Here is a 22,966-nt window from a genome sequence, read left to right as displayed (position 1 = left end):
CATCGGAGATGCTCTGGGAAAAAGATTTCTATAAGGCGCACACCGTACCACTGTTTCCTCTTCCGCTGCTACTTCGAAAATGAATGGAAGGAGATCTGCATAATCATGCGCATTCTCGAATCCGATGCCATAAAGCACCTCTGCGACCGCAGGAAGATATACCTGTGCCACAAGAATGCAGATCCCGATGCGATAGGGAGCGCGTTTGCTCTCAGCTGGCTCTTCGGCGGTGATATCGGGGCAGTTGGAGATCTGAGCAAAGCTGCCAGCCAGCTTGCAGATTCGATAGGGATAAAGCCCATAATAGATCCAGATCTCCAATCCTACGATCTGGTCGTTCTTATTGATACCTCAGTGAGCTCACAGATAGGAGGCGCGATGCTCCGGAGGTACGGCGTCATAGACCACCATCTCGATACAGATCTCCTGGAGGATGCGGAGTTCTACATTCAGCGCGAGGTGGATTCGACCGCTCAGATCGTGTGGGATATCATAAAGAGCTCTGGCATGGCTGACAGGGTTCCCAGAGAGGTCGCGCTTGCCCTCCTTGCAGGCATAGTCTCAGACACAGGAAGGTTCAGGCACGCCTCATCGGAGGCATTCAGATGCGTGCATGAGATCCTGGAGGCAGGTGATGTGGATTACGGCGAGGTCATGGAGATCCTCTCCAGAGCCCCCATGGACCTCTCGCAGCGTGTGGCGGTGCTCAAGGCCGCAACCAGAGCAAGGATCTCCTGGAAGGGCGAGTGGATAATCGCGTGCACAGAGGTGAGCGCCTTCGAGGGTTCGTCCGCGATGGCACTTATCGATCTCGGCGCAGACATCGCGTTTGCCGCCAGCAGCCATGGCGGGGTTTTCAGGGTGAGCGGTAGAGCCAGCTTCAGAGCCATTCAGGCGGGCATCGACCTCGCGGATCTGATGAAGAGTATCGCAAGATCGCATGGCGGAAGCGGTGGTGGCCACCGTGGGGCTGCCGCAATGGAGGCCTGCCATCCCGCAGGGAGGCTGCTGGCAGAGCTGACTGAGGCGGCGTTTGAGAGGCTGAAAGCATGATCTGCTCAACCTGTGCAGGGCCATTGGTCTTCTGCTGATGAATGTGAACGATGTAATGCGCACAGATTTGCTCTTCATTCGCATCTGAGCATGCACTTCCTGCAACTTCCAGCGAATTGGGCAATCACAGCTTCCTGTACCTCGCGGCAGCGCTCTTCAGCGCCTCGATTCCGGGCATCGGCTCTCCGGAGAGGTATGTTATGCTCGCGCCGCCGCCCATACTCACATGCGAGAACCTAGACTCCAGGCCGAGCTTTTCGATTGCTGCAACCGTATGACCGCCTCCGGCTATTGAATAGCCTGCATCGGTTGCAGCCTTCAGGATCTCGGCTGTTCCGAGAATGAACCTCTCCTTCTCGGTGATGCCCGCTGGCCCGTTGAGCACAGCAACCCTCGCGGATCTCAGGATCTTCGAGAACTCAACTATCGTCTCAAGCCCGATATCAGAGATGGGGTAATCAGGTATGCTGTCCACGCTCACCTCGAGCCTCTCGCCATCCTTATCGACTGCGATGTCTCTGGGGAGAATGACCTTTCCCGGATGCTCATTCAGGATCTTCTGAGCGATCTCGACCTGATCCATGTACCCCTGGCTCTCCACAAACCTCCGGTTGGTCTCCCCCACATTCACCCCAGCCGCCATCAGGAACACAACCGAGACTAGACCCAGGGCGAGAACAGAATCCGCACCACGCCTGAGCACATTCTGCGCGACTTTTATGGAGTCGTCGACCTTCGCGCCGCCAAGTGCGAAGACACACGGATGCTCACTGGCCTTTAAACCCTTATCGAGGGCTTGGATCTCTTTATCCATGAGTATGCCGGCTGCGCTCGGCAGGACCTCTGTGAAGCCAACAACAGAGAGATGAGATCTGTGTGATACAGCAAAAGCATCATTTATGAATGCATCGAATAGCGGGGCGAGCTTCTGCACCATGTGGCTCTTAGCATGATCCGCAGGGCTCCTCGAGAGGCTCTCCTCGGCATAGAATCTTGTGTTCTCCAGCAGCAGCATCTCTCCCGACTCGAGGGAGCGTATCGCGTTCCTGGCAGTGCTGCCGAAGATATCATCGACGTATGTCACATCCTTTCTCAGGAGCCTAGACAGCTGCCTCGCATGCGGCTCCATGGTGGAAAAGTCCTTCTTGCCAGGCCTGGACTGATGGGCCATCAAAACGACCTTTGAGTTATCCAGAGCCTTCAACGTCTCCAGATGGCTCCTGAACCTCTTATCGTCCAGAATCCTTCCCGTGGGGTCCATCGGGGAGTTGATGTCAACTCTCACCAGCACCCGTTTGTCCTCAAGTATGAGATCATCCATGGTGAGGTAATCCTTCACACAATCCCTCCAGGTGGTAGAGACTGGTTGATAAATCAGATATTATAACTTTGCCTGCAGGATCGTGCTCATCAAATGGGTCGGAGTGGATACATGCTGCCCAAACATTCGCTTTTAATGCATACAGTACCGAAAATAACCAGCAGTTCTGGATTGCAGCATTGGCCCTGAAAAATGGTATGCACCCGCGATTTCCTTCTGCCTTGAAGGCGAGAGTTTGCGCCCCTGCTGCGCTCTATAAACAGCATATAACGCGCTGGAATCCATGATGGCGCCATAAAAGGGCTGTGTGAGAAGAAGCACAATGAGTAATAGCGGGGAGTAGATTTGAACTACTGATCTACGGGTTATGAGCCCGTCGGGATTTCCTGGCTACCCCACCCCGCTTCTGTGGGATACAATGCTAGGGAATGTAGATCAGGTATAAAACCTTTTTGCAGGACCCGCGCGACGGATCGTGCTTGATAGGGACGATCGCCCGATCCCAGCGGGTCCCACCACTCAATCTGTGACCTTCTCCCCGCCCTGAAGAGCGGGGCTTCCTGCGCTTCGACATAGTCGACGCCTCTCGATGGAGTCGAGAGCAGCTGAAGCTAGTCGAAGGCTTCTGCGATCCGGCTCACCCGGTATACCGTAGAAGCAGCGGCTACATTCAGTAGCTGCTTTTTCACGGGCTCCCCCCGTCCTAGGATGAAAGTTGTTTTTGTGTATGGGCTCTTTTCAGCTTCTGCAATTTTGTTTTCAGATTCGCATTTAAAGCTCTCGCACGGGCTTACTCCAAAAATTGAAGTTTGCGCACTGCACTATCACTTCTTGCGCATCATCTCCTGCACACTTGCCAGCCTCTCGCGGGCTGCCAACACCTTCTCCTGAGTTGTCATGGGCTTCTGCTCCAGCTGGGGAGGCTGTGGCAGGGTCTGGGTTACGTTTGTGGTCTCATTCACCCGAGCTGTGGGAGCCGCGGCCTCAGTATGTGTCTCAGCCGGAGACTCAGATGGCATGCTCATCTGTATCTCTATCAGGCTCGTATCGAGGGGTATCTGTATAGGATGATCCGTGGCGAAGTCGTACTCGAGAAGCGCAGGCCTGCTTCTGGGGGATATGCTTGCAAATGTTATCTCTTTTCTCAGAATACTCTTCGGAGGTATGATCACCGGAGAGAAAGTGGCATCGGCAAAGTACCTCCAGCCCCACTGATCCACCAGAGTGAAGTTCTCAGGGCTCATTACAATCTCGCCCTCGGTTGCATTGTTTGAGAGGCTTATATCCACTGATATCGTCTGGCTTGTGTTGGAGAGGAGCCAGTCCGTTATGCCGTAATACCTGAGGTTTGCAATGCCATTGGTGTATTTGAGAGGCTTGTCCCATGCGATGGAGAAGGGATTGCTTCCCTCAGGGATAACGGTCAGATACGCTGCATCCGAGCTCATGGGAAGCATGAAGACAAGGGAGAACCTTCCCGGCTGCAGGGCCCTCGAGTGGTTTATGTCCACAGGATATGTGTTGTTGTTCTGATCCACAACCTCGAACGTGACATTGATCCCTCTTGTCATCCCGACGTCGAGAAACAGAGCGCTTGTGTTCATGTCGTAACGACTCTTGTACCCATCAAAGACCACGCATGTGACAGCGCCATTGCTCCCCTGAATAGGATACGCATGAGATGCTGCGATCAATCCCATGATGAGGACCAATGGCCAGATCGATCTGATCGCGTTCATAAAATCACCTATCTTCCAACCCTGACGGATGTTATGTTCTTGCTCCCGAGAGCAGCGCTGCTACTCGAAGATTCGATGCCGCTGAGGGCCTCATCCACTATGGATCTTATGGTATAGTTGCGTGACATGCTGATGATGCTGCTTCCATCCATGACCTGCGCGGTGATGTTGTGATCGCCCGCTGCCACGCCCACAGTGTTCCAGGTGAACTTGCTGGACGACGACCAGTCCGTGGCCGGAGAGCCGTCGACCAGGAATCTGTACATGAGAGGATCGTTCTCAGGGTCATGTGCCCTCGCAGTCCATATTACAGATATGCCGGCATGCTGCGGGCTGCTCAGATCGGGCACGAGATCCTCCATCACAGGTGGCTGGTTCACAGTCATCTTTGATTCCACCGCGAACTCAGATGTGATGCTCTGGACGGTCTCATGAGACGTGTCTCTCACAGCTGCTGTGATGCTGTGCCTGCCCTCCTCTGAAGTGCTCAAAGTCCAGCGCTCTGTGCCGGACCAGTCGCTCACAGCAGCACCATCAACAAAGAACCTGTACAGGAGCGCATCGCCCTCGGGATCCCTCGCCTCCGCGATCCACGTCACCTCGGCCCCGGGCTCGTAGGGTCCGGCCCTGTCTGGTCTGAGCGATATCATCTCCGGTGGGCGGTTCTCCGGTGTCAGTATGAACTTCGATGTCTGAGCAGAATCAAAGCCTACCGCACCTGCATGACGGCCATCCCTGACCCAGACTCCCACCGTGTGCTCTCCGGCGGAGAGGCCGGATGTGTTCCAAGACCAGCTGCCTGACGGCGACCAGTCGGTCACCGCCCTCCCGTTCAGCGAGAATCTGTACAGCAGCGTGTCGTTGTCGGGATCATCTGCAGAGGCTGTCCATGTTATCACCGATCCCACAGGCTGCGGGCTTTCTAAAGATGGCATGAGCTTCAGCCCCGCTGGCGGCCTGTTGGGAACGCTGAGCTCGAAGAACTTCTCCTTCTCGTCATCGTGATCCGCGTGCATGCCATCTCTCACATGAACGCTGAGCGTGTGGTTGCCCGGCGAGAGCCCGGATGTATCGAGCTCGAATACCGCGGATGACGACCAGTCGCTAACAGCCACACCATCAACAAAGAACCTGTACTGGATTGGATCGTTATCGGGATCCTCTGCAAGTGCGCTCCAGGTGATCCTCGAGCCCACAGGCTGCGGGCTCCCCCTGTCAGGCAGGAGGCTCAGCGCCCTTGGTGGAGAGTTCTTCTTTTCGAGAGAGAAGCTCACATCCCTCCTGTCGTGATCCTCATGATGTTTATCTTTAACCAGAACGCTCACCCTGTGTTCGCCATCGCTGTAGCCGCTCGTGTTCCATACAAACTGCGGATTCGTCGACCATCCGCTCACAGCCACATCATCAACAAAGAATCTGTACAGCAGCGTGTCGTTGTCGGGATCATCCGCAGATGCAGTCCATGTAATCACAGATCCAACAGGCTGCGGGCTCTCCCTGTTAGGCACAAGTCCCTTGATTTTAGGAGGGGCGTTTGCCGCCACGATCTCCACGACCTGCTCAATGGCATCATCATATTCGGCTGAGTGGAGTCCATCCCTCACATCAACGCGGACCGTATGATTTCCCGGAGCGAGAGCGGATGTGTTCATCTCGAAGATGCCGGATCTCGACCAATCTCTAACGGTGAGACCATCAACGGAGAACCTGTACAGCAGCGTATCGTTCTCCTCGTCAGATGCGGCTGCGGACCATCTTATCTGTGTGCCCTGTGGCTGCGGACCCTCAGGATCTGATATCACGGCAGTCAGATCCGGCGGCAGGTTCATCGGCAGCAGTGTGTACAGCGACCATGCCGTATCCTCGCAGTCTGTGCTATTCGAACCCCTCACACACGCACTCACGTTGTATTCTCCAGCTGGAATTCCCGATGTGTACCAGGTCCAGCTCGGGCTGCTGCTCCAGCTGGTGATCGGCCTGCCATTCAAAAAGAACCTGTAGCTCAGACCATCCGCATGCGTTGAGGCTCTGACACTCCAGACAACCGTGGTTCCGACCTTCTGAGGGCTCTCCTTATCCGGCTCGAGCCGCTCGATCTCAGGGCGCGCCTTCAGATGCACAATCTCCTGAGATCTGTTCTCCACGGCGCTTGTGCTCCTGCTCGGGCTTCTGTTCAGCGACACCGCAGGCAAAGGAGCTGTGCTCCTATTCTCAAGATCTGCTGGGGCTGTGGATGCATTCACCGATGCATCACTTAAATCAGCGCCCTCCCCCGTCTGATTTATGATGGCGGAAACGCTTGTTAAAGCGGCCATGAGAGAGACACTGGCCGGCGTGGCGTTCGCGACTGCAGTTGCGTTTTCGTCAGGCATTGCTGCAGCAGCTGATTGATTCATATCAGTCGTGCTGCCCTCTAACGCGCTCTCGTTCCCTGGCATCTTCGAAGCAGCGCTCACATCATTTGATATTCCTGATGAGGATGATGAGCCGGAGCTGCTGGATGATCCGGAACCTCCAGACCCTGATGAGACCCTTCTCGTGGCAGAAGCCACCGGTGTGCTGCGCAGAGATGTGTCCTGTGATATGTTCTTCGCGACTGCCGTGACATTCGACGTTGTGTTCACTTGCTGCGCATCCCCGCTTTCTGACATATTCGCCACAGGAGCCTCTGTGATGTAATCGCTGATCCTCAGGGTTTTCTGGTAATCCTTCAGCATCTCGCCATTTCTGTAAAGAAGAATTCTGAGCGTGCAAAGCTCGCCCGTGTGCATGGGTATGCCCCACTCCAGCGTCTCCTCATATGCTCCTCCATCGGCCAGATGTGCATACCTCTGTGCTGCCCTCACTCCATTCATCTCAACATCGATCGTGTAGTTCGCCTCAACTCCCTCGTGGTTTATGACGCCAACAGTCGCTGTCGCGTTTCCATTACTATTTATGCTCAAACCAGTCACGTAGAACTCTGTGAAACCCTCCTGCCTATCGCTTTTCACCGTCACGTAGCCGAAAGAGATTGCAGCAACAATCAGAAGAACGATGATCGCGGGCACAATCTTCTGCGGAAGGCTTCTTCGATTGCTCCTGAGAGCGTATCTGTAGGTGTGTACCGAGAACCTTCTCCTCCTCGGGACCGCACCCCTACGGATGTGCGCAAGGACCACGAGAATCAAAACCAGGATGGCGACAATCAGCGCGGGAAATTCCCCCATACCCAGTGCGACCTCCGCCAGAGACACCACCAGCGTCACGCCGATGCTGAGAATGATCCTATGAAAAATAGACCCAAGAGGCTCTTTCTCAGGGAATACCGCTGATATGAGTGCATAGAGCAGAAGCGCCTGAAGCGCAAACACAACCACGCCTTGGCCTGCCTGAACGTTCATGGCAATAGCTCCCGTGATCAGAGCCAGAGCTGCCACCAAAACGAGATCCAAAGGCAGTGCCTCTCTTCTCAGCTGGATTTCACTCGCCACCCTGTAAGCCGATTGGATCTTTGTCTTCCCATTTTATGTGTTAAAGCTTTCTCTGAGAGACGACCACATATGAGAGGCTGCGCATAAGCAGCACTCGAAACGGTCCCTGATCTCCACAGAGCATGCTTTTCGGGTTGCCGGCTCGGATTACTGAGAATTCCGCGGGTCGGCATTCAGTGGCATAGCAGATCACAGATCCTAGCATGGCGTACGCTGTCGATCTCAATGATACCAGCACACAACCGATACACAGCCACTCACTATCAAAGCAAAACTATCAAAGCAAACCAGATCAGTGGTACTTACGAGTCATCAGTAACATACTTAAGCACAGAAAGAGATGTTTTCAAATGTGAGCTGGCTCCTTCTCGCCCTGTTCGGCACGGTATCGTTCACGCTTGCCGGTCTGCTGGACAAGCTGATCCTGGACCGGTACCTGCAGGAGCCCAAGGTTTACCTTCTGTGCCAGGTGCTGGCCCAGCAGGTCTTCTCACTGACTGCATTCGCGTTTATAAGACCAGAGTTTGTATTCCCGGATGCGCTCCTCGCCATGGGTATTGGAAGCATCCAGGTTCTCCCGACGGTATATTTTCTCAGAGCAATCAAGGAGGATGAGCTCTCGAGGGTGACGTCGCTTGAGTACTTCTATATCGTGCTCGTCTTATTTCTCTCGGCGTCGCTACTTGATGAAAGCCTGCCGGCGAGGAACTATGCTGGAGCAGCGCTCATACTTCTGAGCTCGATCATCGTCGCATACCGTCCGGATTCGCTCACCACCCCAGCTTTGAGGCATCTCCTTCCGTATTGGGTGATGAACGCGATCTATTATATCGCAATGAAGTATCTCCTCTGCTCAATGGGAGAATGGGATATGTACATATGGTCCTCATTCGGAAATCTCATAGCTGTAGTGCCGTTTCTGAGATCCGGGGGAATATCGGGTCTGTGCATGATGGCATCGAGCGCGCATACCATTTGCTCCATCCTCGTGGAGGAGGCGTTTCAGTTTCTGGGAATGATTCTATTCATATTTGCATATGCCAGCGGTCCGCTTGCACTTGTGAATGGCGTTGGCGCGCTCCAGCCGATGATGACATTCATATCCATACTGGTCATCAGGTCCGCGTATGCGGGATTAATCGAGGAGGATACATGCAGAGGGGCTGTGATGAGGAAGCTCTCTGCAGTCTCCATGGTGGCGCTGGGCATATACTTCATATGCTGATGAAGTCCGGGCAGACCCGGGTGGATCGGGAGGGGCAGCAATGTGATGGAAAAGCGTCCAAAGATCATTTTCCAGACGAGGATCTCAGATAATTCGGGGATGTGAGCCATGTTGCATCTCATGAGAGCAGCTGGCTGAGATGATGGAGAGCATTGGTATACCAGAAAAGCATCATGATCCCTGCTGCCATCATTGGTATGAAGACCTTTGCCATCTCCATTCCGAACTCCCTGCTGCCCATGAGGAATGCGATCACTAGCTTGAGGCCTGTGTTCGTTATCGCTGCGAGCGTTATGGCGATAACTGCAGTCTCGCCGGTGATGGTCCCTGCTGCAAGTGTAGCCATTGTCAGTACAACAGCATCGACATCTGCCAGCCCGGAGATCACGCCTGCAGCATAGCTTCCCGCGTCTCCCAGTGAAACGGACGCGAGCTTTGTGACAAACAGTATGAAGGCGAAGAGCGCGCCGAACTTCAGCGCGGGAATCAATCTGAATGGATCCTTGTGCTCCACACTGCCCTTGATCGGGGCGAGATTATTCCTGTGGATGTACGCAAGAGCCACACCGACTCCTGCCATTGCTGCGAGCTGTACTGATAGAGGAAGAACCAGCTCCATGTTGACGACCATCACTATCAGAAGTATTCTGGGGAACATCGTGCAGCTTGCCAGGGTTGTGGCGAAGACCGCAGACGCAAGTGACTGCCTCCTCTCCCTCACCTCAGATGCCATGCTCATCGTGACAGCGGTGCTGGAGATTATACCGCCCAGAATTCCTGTGAGCGTCAGCCCCCGATCGTCTCCGAGGACTCTTATCAGTATGTAGCCCACATAGCTTATCAGGCTCACGAGAACGACCATCATCCATATCCTTCTGGGATTGAGAACCTCTAGGGGATCCAGCGCCCTGTCAGGCAGAAGCGGGAGTATCACAAGCGCCACAAGCGCCATCTTGAGCGTGTCGAGCAGCTCGGTATCGCTGATCGCCTCGACGTATCTGTGGGTTATCTTCCTGGTGGCGAGCGTCCAGGTGACGAGAATCGAGAGGGCAACCGCTAGAAGCATGCTGTCCTCGAAGTAGCAGAGCGCTCCAAGAAGAAAGGTGATCGCTGCAGCGACAGCGGATGTGAAATCGAGCCACCCCGTAATTCTGGAGGCGGTGGCATACCCTATTCCCACAAGTATGAGAAAGCCGGCATATGCAATTACAATGAAAAGATGGCCGAAGATCTCTGATAGGCTGGCCGCGAGCGCACCCAGGAGCGCTATGAGTACAAATGTGCGGAGGCCGGCCACGCCTCTGGTTTTGTTCTCGACGATTCTCCGCTGGCGCTCGATTCCTATCAGCGCTCCGATGATCATAGACATTACAAAAGGGTAGAGGTCCACAAACTCCATTAATTCCCGATCATGGCTCCGGATGTTATACAATTTCCGGTCGAATAGGCGGATCTGTCTTAATAAGAGCTGAATTCAAAAACCTGTGGCTTGCTGCTTTTGGATGACGGAAATACCTGATCTTTGTTCAGACAGGTTGGTAGGCAAACCTCAGACCGTGAATCTTCCATTTGATAATATGCGGGGAAGTACATCACCGTGTATCTTTGCGCTGCTGGTCGAGTATCGATTCCAGCGAGCCTCTCGCAACCATTATTACCCCATGCGCGAAAGCATCCAGCATGATAGACCTCCATACGCACACGGTCTTCAGCGATGGTGAGCTCATTCCGGCCGAGCTTCTCAGACGTGCTGAGGCGAGCGGATACACGGCCATTGCGATAACGGATCACGTCGACTTCACGAATGTGGAGCATGTCGTCGGAAGCATGCTAAAAGTGAAGGAGATGGAGGATGCCTATTCTCTCAAGGTGATTATCGGCGTCGAGATAACCCACGTGCCGCCAGAGAAGATCGAGCGGCTCGTGCTTCTCTCAAGAGCTCTGGGCGCGGAGATCGTGGTAGTCCATGGGGAGACTCCAGTAGAGCCGGTCGCGCCAGGGACCAACAGAGCCGCGATAGAGGCAGGTGTCGATATCCTCGCGCATCCGGGTTTCATTGCTCTGGAGGAGGCAGAGCTGGCCCGGGAGAACGATGTTGTGCTGGAGATAACATCGCGGCTGGGGCACAACATCACAAATGGGCATGTTGTGCGCGTTGCAAAGAAAGCTGGCGCAAAGATGGCTGTGAATACAGATACACATGCTCCTGAAGATCTGATCACCTCAAAGAGAGCGGTGGAGATAGCGATTGGCGCCGGGTTGACACGCGAGGAGGCAGTGGAGATGGTGAGGGCTCATCCACTGGCCTCACAGCTGGGACTTGAGCGCTCTGGCATCTGATAGGGGTAGCAGGGCGCAAACTCCAATCTTCGGGAGGTCACGCTGTTCCCAGCATTTTTGTCAGCGCTGCCTCAGCCGCTCTACAGTCTCTTTTACCGCTTTCTGTACTATCGGGCTCTCGTCGCTGATGCTTTCCAGATGGTCGATAATCCTTGGGTCGCCTATCAGCCCAAGAGCTCTTGTAACATGATATCGCACCTTCCAGCTCGTATCTTTCAGCATGGGGAGCAAAGGATCGACAGCCCTCGGATCGCCGATGCTGCCGAGAGCGCATGCTGCGTTGAGCCTCACATCCTGGCTCATGTCGTTGAGCACCCCGATGAGAGCCTCCACCGCCCTCGGATCTCCTATGCTCCCAAGAGCCCAAGCCGCGTTCCACCTCACAATAGCGTTCGCATCGTTCAGGGCCCTGCTCAGCGGCTCCACAGCCCTGGCGTCTTTGATCTTCCCCAGCGCCTCCGCGGCCTCTGATCTCACGCTCGCATCCACATCGAGAAGCGCATCGATCAGTGGCCCCACCGCTTTCGGATCGCCTATCTTGCCAAGCGCCTCTGCTGCCTGCGCCCGGACGTTGGAGCTATCGTCCTTGAGGTTTTTTATATACATCTCGACTTTCTCTGGATCAGCTCTCAGCGGCATGACGACACCACAAAATCGTTTCTATTTGAGGTATTTAAGAGAAACTCTGAAAGCTTGGGGACGTTGTCCGAATAAGAGGTTGGAGCCAATATGAGCCATATCGTTCTTGTTTGTCATAAGCACTCTATCCTTATTCGGACAGGTCCAAGCTTGGGATGGGATCCAAGGACAAAAGCAAATACCAGTCTTCAACACGGACATGCTGTTATCAGAAAAGTTCAGCACATCACCTGGTCGCTGGAGCTGATGGCCATGCCCATCGCATGAACCTGCGATTCTGCTGCATCTCCAGGAGTACCTATAATAAGCATGGCCGAGCAGATGCGCTCATGAGAGCTGTCATCCTCTTGGTATTGATTCTGTCATGCTGCAGCGCAGCAGATGTGGTTCTGAACGAGGTGGAGTTAGGCCCGCCGGAGGGGTCGAGCGATTGGGTTGAGCTCTACAACTCCGGGAATGAGAGCGTTATGATCGGGGGATGGTGCGTAAGGATCATAGATGAGAGCTGGATTGGAGAGATCCACATACCAGATGGCGTTCTGATCGAGCCGCATGGCTTCTACGTCGCCATGGGCAGCAAGGAGTGGATGCACAACAACAGCGGCGTGGTCCAGCTCATCGATGGTGCCGGGAATATCGTGGATGAATCTCCTCTCAGAACAGACACGCTCGCGAACGATATGACATGGGGGAGGTACCCAGATGGGCGCGACAGAGACACAGCAGGCGACTGGGGATACATGATGGGCACGATGGGCGCGCCGAACACGGTATCAGGCAGAGCATAGCCGATTCGCTGGGAAGAAAATGCCCTCGCCAGTATGCATTAAGCAGGGTTGAATATCAACTGAACTGTCAACCGATCTGGCTGGGCGACGGTGCCTTCGCAGTTAGGCATAGGTGCTGTCGCCTTTATGTTGCTGCTTTTGGAAAAAAGACTGCGAAAGCCTGAGGAGGACCTTCAGATCCTCGCCGGCTTCTCCAGGAGCTTTCTCTTCACTAGCAGATCGCCCGACCGCGCATGCGGCTTTCTCGATACAGTGTCCCCAGACTTCTCCAGCTCCCTCGCCTCGTCTGCGAGCCTGGCAGCTGCTCGAATGACCTCATGCCCTGCGGCTGCCGCGAGGGCGATCGCCTCGAGCTCCTTGAGCCTGAAGCATGCCTGCGCGTCGATGGATGCGGCAGTCTGGGCCATGTAGAGCGCGGCGATCGCCTTCGCTCTCGCATATGGATTCGCGAAATCCATGCGCTCTGCGCATAGCTCAGGCGTGGCGAGTATGTGCGGAAGCTGCGGGGATCCAGCGGCCACAGATGCGATCGCCCTGTCGATCTCCTCCTGCACGAGCCTGACAGCGCCGCATATGCTCAGCACTTTGAGCGCGTCTGCATTGAATATCGCCATCTCAGCCGGATCCAGGAACTCGCGCTTCGCCCCTATGAGCGGGTCCATCGGCAGGATGATGTAACCGAAGCCCTCTGTCTCCATCGCATCCCTTGCCTCCTTCTTCGTGGGCCCGTCGGATATGACGATAAGCGGGATCCCCTTCAGCATGCTTCTTGCAGCTGTCGGCCCTGGAGTGGCAGCGTTCGGGCTCACAACAACAACCATCTGCGGACCCCAGGCGCGCATCTCCTCGGCCAGCCGCTCACCCTCGCCCCTGGACATCTTCGGGCCGTGAGATACAACCTTTGACTCTATCTCGGTCCTCTCTGCAATCTCATCCAGCGCGAGATCAACAACAAGCGAGGACGCGATATTTCCGAGCTTGATAAAACCGATCTTGAACATGGTGGTCTGAAGGGGAGAGGTGGAGTATTAAATTTGCGATCGCTCAGGAAAAGATCGCGATATCAATGGATGGACTGCCGGGAACCATCATGCGATCATAATGCCATCCGCAAAATCTCATGCTCTGAAATCACTGATGCAATCACACAAGCCGAATACACATCACTGAGTCAGGGCTCCGACCTCGCAGGAGTGCTCTTTTCATCAGCGCTGCCAGATGCGGTGATGGGGGTGCTCGACCGCGCGATCTCAAGAAGCTCCAGGTACGACAGTCTGATCGGCTTGCCCATGCCAACACTGGAGATCATCTCGAGCACACGCGCCCTGTCTCTGGGGTTGACGTGATCCGCTGATATTTCCACTTCAACAAATCTCCCAAGTCCATCGACATCGTCCAGCGCTACGATAGCATCGCCAAGCCTGTACTTTGCTCTCCTCTTTCTGACGACAGCGAATCTCGAGAACCCAAGAGACTCGAGCAGTTTCTCAGCGGCGGCTGCATCGTCCACCCTGATGCTCAGCTCGAGCCTGGTCTTTGTCTCCGAATCCAGCTTCGGACCTTTGTAGGTAAGGTGGACGCCATCATCCTTGATCCTTATTCGCAGAGCCTCATCAGTCGAGGCAAAATCGCGAACCGGGGAGCGGAAGTAGATGTCCGTGTGGCTCTCCACTCCCTCCAGCACGCCCCCCATCCGCAGGATCCGTTCCTCCGCATCCTCCAGAGCCCTGGCCTTGGCCTCAACCTCTATCAAGAGCTCCTCCTTATCAGCAGCGTCGCTCTATCGAGCCTTAGAACATCGACAGCCTCTCCCATTGAGAGCGTCTCCCTGACGATCTCCACCATCTCAGGTGTGATCTCCGCTCCTTCGATTTCAACACGCCCTGATGCCAGCATCCTCTCCACATCAGCCGGATCCATGGATGTGAGCTTCTTTATGATCTTCCCAGCTTGATCCTTGTACCTCGGGCCTATGAAGCGCATAACAGGCTTCACAGCGACCGCCCTGCTCTCGATCTCAGGCTGGCCCTTTCTGAGTTGTATCGGAGCGTTCGCCACCCCTCTCAGATCGAACGTCTCCAGCTCCAACTCTGTGTATATCTCTATGCCCGACAGCGGCGCATTCAGCGCCATGCCCCTCTCCGACTTGTATCGCCTTATGGCTGCTGCTATCTCTCTTATCAGAGCCCCCTCAGGGGATGTGTACGTCTCCAGGGAGGGCCAGCTCTGGGTGTGGACGCTTTTTCCTGTGAGCGAGGTGTATATCTCCTCCGTGATGAAGGGTATGAACGGCGCCATGAGCCTGCAGAGGACATCCAGCACCCTGTAGAGCGTCGCCTGTGCAGCCCTCCTCTCATCAGAGTCCGGACCGTACAGCCTGGACTTCACGATCTCTATGTAATCGTCGGCCAGCACCTCCCAGGTGAAGGCGCGTATCGCCCTGAACGCCTCGTCGAACTGGAAGGCCTCCATCGCATCTGTCACCTTTGAGACAAGCATGCCCAGCTCGCCGAGAAGCCAGCGATCGATCTGCGTGAAAGGTGCATCTGTATCAGAAGCGAACGGGGCTGCAAACCTGTAGATCGACCAGAGCTTCTGCTGGAACCTGCTCGCGGCAACGATCTCCTTCCACTGGAACATCACGTCTGAGCCAGGTGAGCCTCCGAGGGCTGCCCACTGCCTCAGAGCATCAGCTCCGTTCTTCTCGAAGACCTCCTCAGGGATGACGAAGTTGTTCAGCGACTTTGACATCTTCCTGCCATCCTCGCCGAGGACCATGCCGTTGATCAGTATCGTCTCCCAGGGCTTTACACCGACGAGCGCCATCGAGCGGAGGATTGTGTAGAATGCCCACGTCCTGATAATATCATGACCCTGCGGCCGGAGCTGCGCCGGATACCTTGGATCCTCTCGGCTCAGCCAGCCTGTGACATGGAGCGCTGAGATCGAGCTGTCCATCCAGGTGTCGAGAACGTCCTCCTCGGGCTCGAACTCGTTCGATCCGCAGCTGCAGCTCACCGGAGGCTGCGTCTTCGTGGGATCAAGCGGAAGCCACTCCTCCTTGGCGACCATGACCTCCCCGCACCTCTTGCAGTACCAGGCGGGTATCGGCGTTGCGAAGACCCTCTGCCTTGAGATGCACCAGTCCCACTCCATGGTTCCAGTCCAGTTCTTCAGCCTGAGCTTCATGTGCTCCGGCACCCACTCGATCTCGTCTGCGGTTTTGATTATCACATCCGGATATATGCGCACGAACCACTGTCTTTCGGAGAGGATCTCTATCGGGGTCTTGCACCTCCAGCAGAGGCCGACGTTCTGCTCCAGAGGCTCCTGCCTGTAGATTATGCCCCTTGAGAGCATCTCATCCACTATCGCCTTCTTCGCCTCTGTGATGCTCATGCCACCGAACTTCCCGGCGATCTCGGTCAGCCTCCCCTCCCGATCTATCGCCTGCCTTAGAGGGAGTTTGTGCTCGACCCACCAGCGGACGTCCTGCTTGTCGCCGAACGTGCAGATCATGACCACGCCCGTGCCGAATGATGGATCGACGGCAGGATCTGAGAGGACAGGGACCTCGTAATCGAATAGAGGGACCTTCACACTCTTCCCGACGAATCCGATATGCCGCTCGTCGTTCGGGTTGACAGCAACAGCGACACACGCGGGCAGGAGCTCAGGTCTCGTTGTGGCGATCTCCAGGCAGCCATGATCAGATTCGAAGCGCATGTAGTTCAGTGTTGTCGTTCTGGTGTCATACTCGACCTCTGCAAATGCTATGGCTGTGGCGCATCTCGGGCACCAGTTGACGGGGTGATCCTCTCTGTATATCATACCCTTCTCGTACATCTGCACGAAGGATCGCTGCGTCTTCACGTAGTACTCAGGCTTCATCGTGATGTACTCGTTCGACCAGTCTGTTGAAATCCCGAGGCGTGTTATCGTGCGCCTCATCCTCTCTATCGCCTGAGCGGTCATCTCCTCGCAGAGCCTGCGGAACTCCTCTCTCGGTACCTGGTTCTTTGTTATGTGATACGTCTCCTCGACCTTGACCTCTGTCGGAAGGCCATGACAGTCCCATCCCTGAGGAAACATCACGTTGTAGCCACGCATGCGCTTGTACCTGGCCACGAAGTCGATGTAGCACCAGTTGAGGGCGTTCCCAATATGGAAGTTCCCGGTGGGATAGGGTGGGGGCGTATCGATTATGTACTGCGGCTTCTCCGATCCCCAGTCGAAGTAATAGACGGATGGATCCCACCTCTCAATCCACTTCTCCTCTACCTCTTTGAAGTTGTACTCCTTGGAGATCTCGCTCATCGGGATAGCTCCTGATACTTCATCCCCTTGCGGGGATGTACGGAGGGTTGAACACAACGTTAATAGGATTATCGGTTATACTCACATGAGATGGATCTCCTGATATATCACGCAAACCAGTGCGATCCGAAGAAGTGCACGGGAAGAAAGCTGGCGCGCTTTGGAATCGCAAGATTGACTCACAGGATCTCCGATCTCAGAGGTTATCTGATTCTAAGCCCGTTTTCTGAGAGGGCGCTCTCTCCAGCAGATAGATACTCATGTAGAGGGCTCGCGGCCCTCGACTGCAGCTGGGCTGAGGCTGAGAGGGTCTTCGAGAGGATTCATGCAAACACAAGAGCCCTGCCATTTCTCCTGGCTGCAAACCCTGTGAACTTCGGCAGGCCCTTCAGGTTATCAACTGCGGAAGCGCTTGCAGCTGCGCTTTTCATTTTAGGCGAGCGGGAGCAGGCATCCCTTGTTCTCTCGAAGTTCTCCTGGGGGCATACATTCTTCGAGCTCAACAGAGAGCCCCTCGAGGAGTACGCAGCTGCAAAGGACAGCGCTGAGGTCGTGAGGATACAGAGCGAGTACATATAGAAACTCGCTCTTATCCATCTGATAACTTGCGGTATTGGTTCCGGTATGCTGCCAAGCCAAGTGAATGGAGCACATCCAGCAACCGGCTTGCATTAAAGTTGCTGAACACATAAGAGCGTAGAAAGTTGATCTTCCGGACAATGATCACGCTGAAAGCATGAAAACAGTATTCTGTAGACGATTTTCATGGTAAAGAGATACGTACTCAAGCAGAAAACAGCACAATTAAATAAAAAATTGTAAACTTTGCTGTTTACTCTATCTTGACCTCCTTGCCCTTCCGCTTCTCCTTCTTCTCGAGCGTCAGGGTGAGCACGCCGTTGTTGTAGATGGCCTTTGCGCTGTCCGGATCGACCGGGCGCTCCAGCTGGATCATCTTGTAGAACTTCTTCTCGTCATCTGTCCTTATCTCGACGCTGTCCTCGGCGACATCAAGCTTGATGTTGGACTTGTCCACACCAGGCAGCTCCACGAAGATCTTGTAGCTGTCCTTCTCCTCCATTATATCGACGAGAGGCTCGCGACCTATGCTGGCCTCGATGCCGCGATAGGACGGCCTGATGTTGCCGAACTCCCTGAAGATCGGCTCCTTCCCTGGCTCGACCACGTAGCTGAAGCCGTAGACAAACGGCCCGTACCTTCTGACCTTGCCCTCAGGAGTCTCCTCCTCTCTTACAAGCTCCCTGAACTCCTTCGGCATCTCGCTCTCGAACCTCTTTATCATCTCCTCAAAGGGGGACAGGAACCAGTCCTCCTCAAAGCGCTCCTTCCGCTCGAACGGGAATCCTCTCATGAAGCTCTCGAAGATATCAAAGATCGATGGATACCTTCTCCTCCACATTCTTTTCACCTCGGTATATACTAGTTTTGAAGTACTATAAATACTTTTCTCTTAAACAGGCATACGCTGGTTCATGAAAAATAATTTTGCTTTGTTCCAGCCGGGCAGAATGCATGTACACAGAGGAAAATTCGCGAAGAGCACGCTGGAGCATGGACCAAAGAAACTTCAGACGAAACCCCGCATGCAACAGCAGAGGCGTGCCAAAGGATGAAAGTGCCCCATGTGTCATTGGTTAAGGCAGTTTTGAGCTACCTCGATTTGAGGTTCGCATCGCAGATCCCAACGGCGCGGGTACATGGCTATATACCGGGCGCGAGAAACAACACATCTTATGAAGGAGGACAGCTGGAGCTCCAGGCCAGATCATCCCGATGTCTCATCCTCTGAAGCCAGGTGGTGGGAGTCCGCTGAGGATCACAAATTTGCCCTGGAGGTTTTGCAGCTACCGCTGCGGCGGAAGATGCTGAGGTTCATAGGTCTGAAGGCCAGGAGCAGGGACGAGATCGAGAGGGAGTTTGGATTGAGCGAGGAGCAGGCCAGATACCATCTCGCGATGCTCGAAAAGGGGCTGGTTGTTGAGAAGGTGGGCGAGAGCTACAGGCCCACGATCACCGGCAGGCTCTATCTGGAAAAGGTGGACGCTCGAATCCTTTAAATCCCGCAGATGTTTCAGATGGTTCTGCAGAGCGACAGTTGTGGGCTCAGACCACCGAATAGCCTGCCACGAATCGACGTTCTGGTAAAATACTGCGTGAGGATTCCTGTTAACCCCTTTCTTAAGATCTGTAGAGGTTGCAGCATATTTGTATTATTAATATTTTATATCAAAAGGGCGGGTTTTTAGGAATCCTCGCGTGAATTCCAGGAGGTGGCATGCTGCAGATATCGGTGATACGAACAACAGCTGCGTGAATCTTGCGGGTATGAGCAATCAAACGCTCTTATCCATATGATAATTTTCCTACAAATGCATTGGCCTGGCGATGCGCTTCTGGCGAATGAATATGTGCTTCAGCAAGCCGCTTGCATGCATTCCAAGTTGCTAGAAATATAAGAGCGCAATCAAATATATGTGCTCTGCCATCATATTCAGATTGGAGGTTCTGTCATGAAGGTTGTGGTGCCGCTTGCTGAGGGCTTTGAGGAGATAGAGTTCGTGACAGTGGTTGATATCCTCAGGCGTGCTGGAATCGATGTCGAGATCGCCGGCCTGAGGGATGGTCCGGTCCAGGGATCGCATGGCGTGAGGGTGATTCCGGACACCACCTTCGACAAAGTGGATCTCAACAGCGCGGATGCGATAGTGCTCCCGGGAGGCAATCCTGGATTCATCAATCTCGGCAAGGATGAACGTGTTCTCGATGCTGTCCGGAAAATGTCCGCCGCCGGCAAGTACGTGGCCGCGATATGCGGCGCTCCGTCTGTCCTTGTGAAGGCGGGAGTGCTGAGCGGCCGGATGGCCACAGTCCATCCAGCAGGAAAAGAGGAGGTGGCAGCATGCGCGCGCTACATGGACGAGCGCGTTGTTGTTGATGGTAAGATGGTCACGAGCCAGGGGCCGGGCACAGCCATGGACTTCGCCCTGAAGCTCGTCGAGCTTCTCGCAGGAAAGGAGGCCATGCTGAATGTCGGGAGGGAGACGCTGGTCCTGAAGTAGCCGGTCTGCCATCATCCAAGCCGGCCATGGTCTTCAAGGGCCAAATGCATGCGGTGGAGAGTAGCAGATTCTCTCAGAAGGGGGGAAGCTCGCCCATCCCCTGAATGTGAGAAATGTGCACCGGCCTCTGCCGGCCGGTCACTCTATGTATATCGCAGGCCTTCCAGGCTCTGCGTTCTGAGCCCTGCCCTTCGGGTCGTATGGGGGATTATCAGCGGAGTAGACCTCAACCGGGCAGCCGAACGCCTGTGAGAGATACTCTCTCTCCCTGGAGAGTATTCCTAATTCATCGAGTGCAAGCACATCCCCGCTCAGAGCGTGCACAGACTTCGCGAGCTTGCCACCGTACTTCGGAGCGTCCTTCTTGTGGCTCTGGATCTCAGGATGGCCCATGGCTGATTTCATCAGAGCGCCCATGTCGAGCCTTCCGCCCTTTGATACCTCAAGAGCCAGCCGGAGCATCTCTCTCTTCCATACAGGAGTTGTGTACAGTACGATCCTTCTTGGCTTCGTCTTCGTCACCCTTATGATCTCCTCGATGTCTTTCTGCGTCTGCTCCAGGTAGGCCTCAGCACGCTCTGCCTGCTCATCTATGAGCGATGCATCCGGAACAGGCCAGGGCGCCCTTGAGACGTACCCCTCGCCTATGTTCTGCCAGATCTCCTCGCAGATGTGCGGGGTGAACGGTGCCATAAGCCTGACCCACACGTTCAGTATCCTGCGGAGCTGGTTCCTTCCGCCCCTCCTCTCATACCATCTCAGATCGTTGAGCATGTGGTAGAACGCGCTCTGAAGCGCCCTTCTCGTCTGTATGTTGTTCAGTGCATCTGTCGTCTCGATGATCCTCCGCTGCAGTCTTGATAACATCCACCTGTCGATCAGCGTCAGTTCCGCGCTCTCATCTATGTCGTTCCTCTCGATGATCTCCCTGGCTAGCGTGTAGAACCTCTCGACCTGCCCGCGCGTCGCCTGCGCCCCGTCGTTTCTCCAGTCCGCATCTTGAGTGTACTCTGCATTCGCAAGTATGTACAGCCTGGTCACATCAGCGCCGTTCTCCGCTACCGCTTGCTTGAGCGTGAGTATCGGCCCTCTGGACTTCGACATCTTCTGGCCCTCAAGGGAGACGAACCCGTTCACTGCTATCGCCCTTGGCCAGAGGCTCTCAGGGAATATCGCCACGTGGTGATATAGGAAGAATAGCAGGTGGTTTGCCACCAGATCCTTTCCTGAGGTCCTGAGATCCACGGGGTACCAGTACTCGAAGTCCTCGCGTATCCGCCTTACAGTATCCACATCCACCCCTGTGAGGGATGAGACCTCCTCAGGCGTGCCCTTTCCGAGGAATATGTAGTCGAAGAACTGTGGTACCAGCCGGTCTATCTTCATGCCAGCGTTGACGTACTTAGCCAGGATGTAGAAGGCCATGTAGATCGTGCTGTCCGCAAGCGACTCGATCAGCCATTCCCTGTCCCAGGGAAGCCTGGTCCCCAGGCCCTTTCTTCTTGCGCACGCTTTGTCCTTGAGCCAGTCGATCTTGTTGATGAACTCAGCGCGCATCTCCTCGGGGATGATCTGCATGCCAGCGAGACACTCCAAAACCCTGGACTTCCAGACCGGATCAGAGTACTCCAGGAACCACTGATCCCGGACCATCTTGACGACACACCTCGCCCCGCATCTGCAGATCACCGGTGTCTCGCTGAACTCGTAGAAGATCTCAGCAACACCCTGATTTATGAGGTCCTGGAGCAGGATGTCCTTTATCCTGTGCACCGGAGTTCCGGCGTATCTTCCGGTGATCTCTTTCAGCACTCCATTGTGAAACTCTCTGCGGTAGACGAGCTTCGTCGCCTCCTCTGCCTTCGGATCGTTCTGGTCCTTGACACCCAGCTCGTTCACAGCATCAACAGCAGGAAACTCCCCGTACTCCGGCACGGATATCAGGGAGATGAACTTTATTTTGCGGAGATCCTCTGTTATCCCATACTTGCTCAGATCCGCATCGTAGAGGTCCCTGAGCGCAAGGTAGTCCAGAGGCGCGTGCGCAGGCACGGACATGACTATGCCGGAGCCGCTGTCCGGATCGACGAACGTGGCCGGCAGGATGATGATCTCATCTCCGGTTACAGGATTCCTGGCCTTCTTCCCGATCAGCTCCTCCCCCGGGATCTCGCCTATCTTCTTCACAGATCTGTCAGTGAACGTGAGCTTGTGATACGCCTGGGGGCTCACTATCCATACCTCATCATTCACCCTCGCTATGTAGTGTACAACGTTGGGATTAACCCATAGGTTAGTCACCCCGAAGACCGTCTCAGGGCGGAGAGTGGCACATGGAAGCACCTTATCATCAAGCCTGAACTTTATCAGGGTGAAGTCCAGTATCGTCGCGTCCTCTCCTCTCAGTATATCATGATCCTCTACAGGATTCTGGTCGTTCGGGCACCATCTCACAGGATGCGAGCCCTTCGTGACGTACCCCTTCTCCCTGAGTATTCCGAACTGCCACTCGATGAACCTGTTGTACGCTGGATCTGTTGTTGTGAACTCCCTTCTCCAGTCTATGGAGTAACCTATGCTCCGCATGGCGAGCTTCGCCTGCTTCCTGAAGTAATCGACTATAGCCTCAGGAGTTGTGAGCTTCTCCAGCTCCTCCTCTGGTATGCCGTGCAGCCTGGTGTAGACATCCCATATCAGCGGATCGCGGTTCGCGATCAGCTCGCTGAGCCCGACTATCGGGGTACCTGTCGCGTGGAATGCCATCGGGAAGAGGACGTTCTCGCCCAGCATCCTGTGGTACCGCGCTATGGCATCGCCTATCGTGAAAGTGCGTGTATGTCCGGCGTGAAGGTTGCCGTTCAGGTATGGATATGGTATCGTCAGGAAGAACTTCTTTCTCGAATCAGGCTCCGCGTGAAATACGCCCTCCTCCTCCCATATCCGCTGCCACTTCGCCTCGATCTCATGCGCTGAATACTCATTACGCAACAT

Annotated in this window: 17 protein-coding genes and 1 tRNA gene; 7 read left to right on the top strand and 11 right to left on the bottom strand. The window is 54.8% G+C overall.

The window, feature by feature from the left end:
- Positions 1-105: 105 nt before the first annotated feature.
- A complete protein-coding gene (locus MTHE_RS04245) occupies positions 106-1,053 on the top strand; it encodes a DHH family phosphoesterase (RefSeq protein ID WP_011696003.1) in 948 nt (315 codons plus the stop codon).
- A gap of 124 nt (positions 1,054-1,177) precedes the next feature.
- On the opposite strand, the gene MTHE_RS04240 is transcribed toward MTHE_RS04245, so the two are convergent.
- From MTHE_RS04240 to MTHE_RS04225, 4 genes are all read right to left on the bottom strand, one after another.
- Positions 1,178-2,392 (bottom strand): phosphoglycerate kinase, encoded by a 1,215-nt coding sequence (locus MTHE_RS04240; RefSeq protein WP_011696002.1) that lies wholly within the window; start codon positions 2,390-2,392, stop codon positions 1,178-1,180.
- A 312-nt stretch (positions 2,393-2,704) separates the two neighbouring features.
- A tRNA-Met gene (locus MTHE_RS04235) sits at positions 2,705-2,779 on the bottom strand.
- Between the two features lie 419 nt (positions 2,780-3,198).
- A complete protein-coding gene (locus MTHE_RS04230; protein WP_011696001.1) occupies positions 3,199-4,113 on the bottom strand; it encodes a hypothetical protein in 915 nt (304 codons plus the stop codon).
- An 8-nt stretch (positions 4,114-4,121) separates the two neighbouring features.
- Positions 4,122-7,532 (bottom strand): DUF1616 domain-containing protein, encoded by a 3,411-nt coding sequence (locus MTHE_RS04225; RefSeq protein ID WP_268741205.1) that lies wholly within the window; start codon positions 7,530-7,532, stop codon positions 4,122-4,124.
- A 406-nt stretch (positions 7,533-7,938) separates the two neighbouring features.
- Here MTHE_RS04225 and MTHE_RS04220 point away from each other — a divergent pair, with 406 nt between their 5' ends.
- Complete coding sequence (locus tag MTHE_RS04220) at positions 7,939-8,811, top strand: hypothetical protein (protein WP_175265785.1); 873 nt, start codon at positions 7,939-7,941, stop codon at positions 8,809-8,811.
- A 118-nt stretch (positions 8,812-8,929) separates the two neighbouring features.
- Here the strand turns inward: MTHE_RS04220 and MTHE_RS04215 are convergent, their stop codons facing one another.
- Entirely contained in the window at positions 8,930-10,210 is a 1,281-nt protein-coding gene (locus MTHE_RS04215) for an MgtC/SapB family protein (protein WP_011695998.1), read from the bottom strand.
- Between the two features lie 281 nt (positions 10,211-10,491).
- Between MTHE_RS04215 and MTHE_RS04210 the strand changes: the two genes are divergently transcribed.
- Positions 10,492-11,151 (top strand): histidinol phosphate phosphatase domain-containing protein, encoded by a 660-nt coding sequence (locus tag MTHE_RS04210; protein ID WP_011695997.1) that lies wholly within the window; start codon positions 10,492-10,494, stop codon positions 11,149-11,151.
- Positions 11,152-11,211: 60 nt separating this feature from the next.
- Here the strand turns inward: MTHE_RS04210 and MTHE_RS04205 are convergent, their stop codons facing one another.
- A complete protein-coding gene (locus MTHE_RS04205; protein ID WP_011695996.1) occupies positions 11,212-11,790 on the bottom strand; it encodes a HEAT repeat domain-containing protein in 579 nt (192 codons plus the stop codon).
- Positions 11,791-12,119: 329 nt separating this feature from the next.
- Between MTHE_RS04205 and MTHE_RS04200 the strand changes: the two genes are divergently transcribed.
- On the top strand, positions 12,120-12,578 hold the full coding sequence (locus MTHE_RS04200; protein WP_175265784.1) for a lamin tail domain-containing protein: 459 nt from the start codon (positions 12,120-12,122) through the stop codon (positions 12,576-12,578).
- Between the two features lie 173 nt (positions 12,579-12,751).
- Here MTHE_RS04200 and MTHE_RS04195 read toward each other — a convergent pair whose 3' ends face one another.
- The 3 genes from MTHE_RS04195 to MTHE_RS04185 all read right to left on the bottom strand — a co-directional run bounded on the left by MTHE_RS04195 (position 12,752) and on the right by MTHE_RS04185 (position 16,901).
- Positions 12,752-13,579: a F420-dependent methylenetetrahydromethanopterin dehydrogenase gene (locus tag MTHE_RS04195; protein ID WP_011695994.1), complete on the bottom strand. Its 828-nt coding sequence runs from the start codon at positions 13,577-13,579 to the stop codon at positions 12,752-12,754.
- Between the two features lie 170 nt (positions 13,580-13,749).
- On the bottom strand, positions 13,750-14,331 hold the full coding sequence (gene cyaB / locus MTHE_RS04190; protein WP_011695993.1) for a class IV adenylate cyclase: 582 nt from the start codon (positions 14,329-14,331) through the stop codon (positions 13,750-13,752).
- A complete protein-coding gene (locus MTHE_RS04185) occupies positions 14,328-16,901 on the bottom strand; it encodes a valine--tRNA ligase (protein ID WP_175266027.1) in 2,574 nt (857 codons plus the stop codon). The genes cyaB and MTHE_RS04185 overlap by 4 nt, the downstream gene beginning before the upstream one ends.
- Positions 16,902-16,985: 84 nt before the next feature.
- Between MTHE_RS04185 and MTHE_RS04180 the strand changes: the two genes are divergently transcribed.
- Positions 16,986-17,474, top strand: coding sequence for a DUF367 family protein (locus MTHE_RS04180; protein ID WP_011695991.1), 489 nt, complete (start codon positions 16,986-16,988; stop codon positions 17,472-17,474).
- Between the two features lie 253 nt (positions 17,475-17,727).
- On the opposite strand, the gene hsp20 is transcribed toward MTHE_RS04180, so the two are convergent.
- Positions 17,728-18,315 carry an archaeal heat shock protein Hsp20 gene (hsp20, locus tag MTHE_RS04175; protein WP_011695990.1) on the bottom strand — a complete coding sequence of 196 codons (588 nt, stop codon included), beginning with the start codon at positions 18,313-18,315 and terminating at the stop codon, positions 17,728-17,730.
- Positions 18,316-18,649: 334 nt separating this feature from the next.
- Here hsp20 and MTHE_RS04170 point away from each other — a divergent pair, with 334 nt between their 5' ends.
- Both MTHE_RS04170 and MTHE_RS04165 read left to right on the top strand, forming a co-directional pair.
- Positions 18,650-18,973 (top strand): winged helix-turn-helix domain-containing protein, encoded by a 324-nt coding sequence (locus tag MTHE_RS04170; protein WP_175265783.1) that lies wholly within the window; start codon positions 18,650-18,652, stop codon positions 18,971-18,973.
- Between the two features lie 453 nt (positions 18,974-19,426).
- Positions 19,427-19,975 carry a DJ-1 family glyoxalase III gene (locus MTHE_RS04165; protein WP_011695988.1) on the top strand — a complete coding sequence of 183 codons (549 nt, stop codon included), beginning with the start codon at positions 19,427-19,429 and terminating at the stop codon, positions 19,973-19,975.
- Positions 19,976-20,113: 138 nt separating this feature from the next.
- Here MTHE_RS04165 and leuS read toward each other — a convergent pair whose 3' ends face one another.
- A complete protein-coding gene (gene leuS / locus MTHE_RS04160; protein ID WP_011695987.1) occupies positions 20,114-22,966 on the bottom strand; it encodes a leucine--tRNA ligase in 2,853 nt (950 codons plus the stop codon).

Origin of the sequence: Methanothrix thermoacetophila PT, assembly GCF_000014945.1 — an archaeon.
Lineage (GTDB): Archaea > Halobacteriota > Methanosarcinia > Methanotrichales > Methanotrichaceae > Methanothrix_B > Methanothrix_B thermoacetophila.
Note: the sequence above shows the minus strand (reverse complement) of the source record. Positions and strands in the feature narration are given on the sequence as shown.